Below are 4,520 nucleotides of genomic sequence, written 5' to 3'. Positions count from 1 at the left end.
GATGTGGAGCCGGCGGAGGCGCGCGCGGGGTGGGCGACGGCCCCGGTGGTGCCGCATCCGGCGGTCAGCGCGAGACCGGCGGTGGCGAGCAGCACGGCCCGGCGATCGGTCGTAGTCACCCGCACCATTTAAGGCGCTTTGTCCGCTCTTACCGGTCAGCCACCCGCATCTCGAACCAAGTTGTCTTCCCGCGGGGCAGCAGATCGACCCCCCACCGGTCCGACAGCTTGTCCACGAGGAACAGCCCGCGCCCGCTGATGTCCGTCTCCTGGACCGGCATCAGACAGGGCAGTCCGCGCGAGGGGTCACGGACCTCCACCCGGATCCATCCACGCCGACGCCGCATCCGCAGACCGAACACCCGGGCCCCGGTGTGCCGCACCGCGTTGCCCACCAGTTCGGACACGAGTAACACCGCGTCCTCGGTCATCTTCGGGGTGAGCCCCCAGTGGCGGAGGACGATCACCTGGGTCAGGCGCCGCGCGGCGGCCGCGGACTCCGGCCGGGAGGGCAGCGGAACTTCGGCCTCCGTGGGATTTCCGAACAGTTCGAGCACCTTCTGTGCGTGCTCGTCCTCGACCGCCGGAGACCAGCGCGCCGCCGTCGCCCGGCCGTCTCCCCGCGGCTGTTCGAAACCCTCCAGCCCCGCCATGCCCCCATCATGGCCGCCCGATGCGGCCCCCGGGGCCGTTCCTGACGAATACGCCCCCCGGAACACATCGTTCCGATGAAGTCGATCGGCATATGCCATGGGCACTTCAGTGCCCGTAACAGTCCTTCTGACCTGCGGCGGAGGCTCACTGGGAGGCAATCGACGGACTCCCTCGACAAGACAGACTTAAGGTTGCGTTAAGGCTCCCATAAACCGCCCCATCGAGGGACCCGGATCAGACATCGCGTCAATTGCAAGAGGTTCAGAGGAATTTCGCCTTGCCGGGGCCCTCCTCGACGAAGCTCTTCATGCCCCGCTCGCGGTCCTCCGTGGCGAACAGCCCTGCGAACCAGTTCCGTTCCACCGCGAGGCCCGTCTCGATGTCCGTCTCCAGACCGGTGTCGATCGACTCCTTCGCGGCGCGCAGCGCCATCGCCGGTCCCTGCGCGAGCTTCGCGGCCCAGGCGTGCGCCTCGGTGTAGACCTCGGCGGCGGGCACGACCCGGTCCACGAGACCGAGCGTCAGCGCCTCGTCGGCCTTGACCATACGGCCCGTGAAGATCAGGTCCTTCGCCTTCGACGGACCGACCAGCCGGGCCAGGCGCTGGGTGCCGCCGGCGCCGGGGATCAGACCGAGCAGGATCTCCGGCTGGCCCAGCTTGGCGTTCTCCGCGGCGATGCGGAAGTCCGCGCACAGGGCGAGTTCGCAGCCGCCGCCCAGGGCGTAGCCGGTGACGGCCGCGACGACCGGCTTGGGGATGCGGGCCACCGCCGTGAACGAGTCCTGGAGCGCGCGGGCGCGCAGGACCATCGCGGTGTGGTCCATGGCCTGCATCTCCTTGATGTCCGCGCCGGCCGCGAACACCTTCTCCCCGCCGTACACGACCACCGCGCGCACGTCCTCGCGCCGGGCCGCCTCCTCGGCGAGCTCCTTGAGCCGGTCCTGGGTGGCCACGTCCAGGGCGTTCATGGGCGGGCGGTCGAGACGGATGGTGCCGACGCCTTCGGCGACTTCGAGATTCACGGTCATGGCAGCAGGTTAACGGCCACTAACGGCAACGGCCCCGGTGCCGTATCTCACAGCACCGGGGCCGCCCGTCGGCGGGAGAGCTACGCCTTCCACTTCTCCCAGGACATGTTCCAGCCGTTCAGCCCGTTCTCCGGTGCGACCGTCGCGTCGTCGGAGTTCTTGACCACGACCACGTCGCCGATCAGCGAGTGGTTGAAGAACCAGGCGGCCGGCACTCCGCTGTCGTAGCCGCCCTTGACGTCACGCAGGCCCACGCAGCCGTGGCTGGCGTTGTAGTTGCCGAAGGCGTCGCCGCCCCAGTAGTTGCCGTGGATGAAGGTGCCGCTGTCGGTGAGGCGGGCGGCGTGCGGAACGTCCTTGATGTCGTACTCGCCGCCGTAGCCGACGGTCTCGCCGTTCATTCGGGTCACCGCGAGCTTCTCGCTGATGACCATCTGGCCGTTCCAGGTGTCGTAACCGGGCTTGCCGGTGGTGACCTTGATGGTCTTGATGGTCTTGCCGTCCTGGGTGACCTTCATCGTGTGCTTCTTGGCGTCCACGACGGAGACCTGGTTGCGGCCGATGGTGAAGGAGACGGTCTTGTGCTGCTTGCCGTAGACGCCCTTGCGGCCCTCGACCCCGTTCAGGTTGAGGTCGACGGTGACCTTGGTGCCTTCCTTCCAGTACTGCTCGGGACGGAAGTCCAGACGGTCGTTGCCGAACCAGTGGCCCTCGACCTCGACGGCCGGCGTGGTCTTGATCGTGATGGCCTTCTCGACGTCCTCGGGGCTCGTGATGCCCCGGGTGAAGCGGACGGAGAACGGCATTCCGACGCCGACCGTCGAGCCGTCCTCGGGGGTGAAGGTGCCGATGAAGGTGTTCTTCGGGGTCAGGGTGGTGAAGCGGGAGTCCTCGGCGGCGGTGCGGCCCGCGGCGTCCTTCGCGACGGCGTGCACGGTGTAGGCGGTGCCGGAGGCGAGGTGGGTGGACGGCGTCCAGGAGGCGCCGTCGGCGGCTATCTTCCCGGCTATCGCGGTGCCCTTGGCGTCCTTGACCTGGACCTCGGTCAACCTGCCCTTGGCGGCGGCGACTTTGAGGGCGCCGCTGGTGTCCACGGACTTCGCCCCGTCCTTCGGGGAGATGGAGACGACCGCCTCGGACTGCTCGGTCGCGGCGGCGGACGAGTCGCCCTTCTCCGCCTTGGCGTCACCGGAGCCGGACCCTCCCCCGCCGCAGGCGGTGACGGTCAGCAGCAGAGCGCCGAGCACCAGCGCCGGCAGTCCCTTGGCCCTGCGCCCCCGCGCGTCAACCGACGCCCCCGATATCGGTCGCACGTTCAAGTCCTTCTCCCCTCGAAGGGCCTGGTCAGGCCCGCTCCCCGGCGTGTTCTACGCACGCGTTGGCGAATATTAACCGCAGACTTTTGAGCATCGTGTAAGTCCAAGGTCACCATTCCGTCCCAACTTCAACGGAAAGTTGGGCCAAGCCGCCCCTTCGTCGGGTTACTTCACCGCACTGCCCGACTTCCACTCCTTCCAACCCATGTTCCAGCCCCCGAGGCCATTGTCGGGAGCGACCTTTTTGTCATCGCTGTGGACCACCTCGACGACGTCCCCGACGAGGCTGCGGTCGAAGAACCAGCCGGCGGGCGTGTCCGAGCTGCCGCCCTTCACGTCCCTGAGCCCCACGCAGCCGTGGCTGACATTGACCCGGCCGGGGGCGGTGGGCGCCCAGTAGTTGCCGTGCAGGAAGGTTCCGGAGTCGGTCAGGCGCAGGGCGTGCGGGACGTCCGGGATGTCGTACTCGCCGCCGAAGCCGACCGTGCGGCTGTTCATGCGGGTCACCTCGAGCATCTCCGTGACGACCATCTTGCCGTTGTACGTGGTCGTCTTCGGGGCACCGGCGGTGATCGGCACGGTGGCGAGCAGCGCGCCGTCCCGTCGGACCTGCATGGTGTGCGTGGCCGCGTCGACGAGGGAGACCTGGCTGCGGCCGACGGTGAAGGAGAAGGTCCGGTGCTGGAGGCCGTAGACCCCGGGTGCGCCCTCCACGTCGCGGAGCCGGAGAGCGACGGTCACCCGGGTGCCGGGGGTCCAGTAGTGCTCGGGCCGGAAGTCGAGGCGGCCCTTGCCGAACCAGTGCGGGCGGATCTCGACGGGCGGCTTCGCGGTGACGTGGACGGCGCGTTCGACGGCGGCGCGGTCCTCGATCTCCCGGTTGAACTCCAGGGAGACGATCATCCCGGTGCCGACGGTGGAGCGGTTCTCCGGGCTGACGTACCCGATGAAGCGCTCCTCGGGGACGTAGGTGGTGAAGGTGGTGTGCCGGGCCGAGCGGCGGCCGTGCGCGTCGAGCGCGACCGCGTCGACGGTGTACTCGGCGGCCAGCGAGAGCCGTGCCTCGTCGGGTTCCCAGCGCAGTCCGTCGTCGGAGATGTGCCCGGGCACCGGGAACTCCTGCGCGTCCTGGGACTTGACGACGGTGACCGACTCCAGGCGTCCGCTGGGCACCCGGACCCGGAGTCCCTCCTCGGGCGGCACGCCCTTGGTGCCGTCGTCGGGGGCGACCCGGATGACGTCCTCGGGCGCGGGAGGCTTCCCGAACCCGCCGACGCCCCCGATCCCGCCGCCCGCGTCCGCGGTGCAGCCGGCGGCCCCGGCCAGCAGTCCTGCCCATGTCACTACGGCGGCCAGAACGGCCCCTGCGCGCCGAGCGCGCCCATGTCCATGCCTCACGCCCACCCAACGACGGTGCCCACCCAGGAGAAACGTGACCTTCGGGCCCCTGAAGGGGCGCGGGGAACCGCGCGGCAAGCCCCCACGCACCCGCCGCCGCCCGACGGCAGGCCCCCCCTCCCCG

General features: G+C 69.6%; 4 protein-coding genes. All 4 read right to left on the bottom strand.

Annotated elements, in window-relative coordinates:
• Positions 1-148: 148 nt before the first annotated feature.
• The 4 genes from AOJ26_RS37625 to AOJ26_RS37610 all read right to left on the bottom strand — a co-directional run bounded on the left by AOJ26_RS37625 (position 149) and on the right by AOJ26_RS37610 (position 4,396).
• Positions 149-757 carry an ATP-binding protein gene (locus AOJ26_RS37625; RefSeq protein ID WP_078960180.1) on the bottom strand — a complete coding sequence of 203 codons (609 nt, stop codon included), beginning with the start codon at positions 755-757 and terminating at the stop codon, positions 149-151.
• A 157-nt stretch (positions 758-914) separates the two neighbouring features.
• Complete coding sequence (locus AOJ26_RS37620) at positions 915-1,682, bottom strand: enoyl-CoA hydratase/isomerase family protein (protein ID WP_053852843.1); 768 nt, start codon at positions 1,680-1,682, stop codon at positions 915-917.
• An 80-nt stretch (positions 1,683-1,762) separates the two neighbouring features.
• Entirely contained in the window at positions 1,763-3,001 is a 1,239-nt protein-coding gene (locus tag AOJ26_RS37615; protein ID WP_179200226.1) for a L,D-transpeptidase, read from the bottom strand.
• Positions 3,002-3,163: 162 nt separating this feature from the next.
• Positions 3,164-4,396, bottom strand: coding sequence for a L,D-transpeptidase (locus AOJ26_RS37610; RefSeq protein ID WP_053852845.1), 1,233 nt, complete (start codon positions 4,394-4,396; stop codon positions 3,164-3,166).
• Positions 4,397-4,520: the final 124 nt, after the last annotated feature.

The organism is Streptomyces sp. NRRL B-24085, from assembly GCF_001282115.1.
Lineage (GTDB): Bacteria > Actinomycetota > Actinomycetes > Streptomycetales > Streptomycetaceae > Streptomyces.
The sequence above is the reverse complement of the archived record's forward strand: the minus strand, read 5'-3'. Positions and strand labels throughout refer to the sequence as shown.

Coding starts and splice junctions, on each gene's coding strand:
- AOJ26_RS37620 (WP_053852843.1), bottom strand. CDS start 1,682: ATGACCGTGAATCTCGAAGTCGCCGAAGGCGTCGGCACCATCCGTCTC.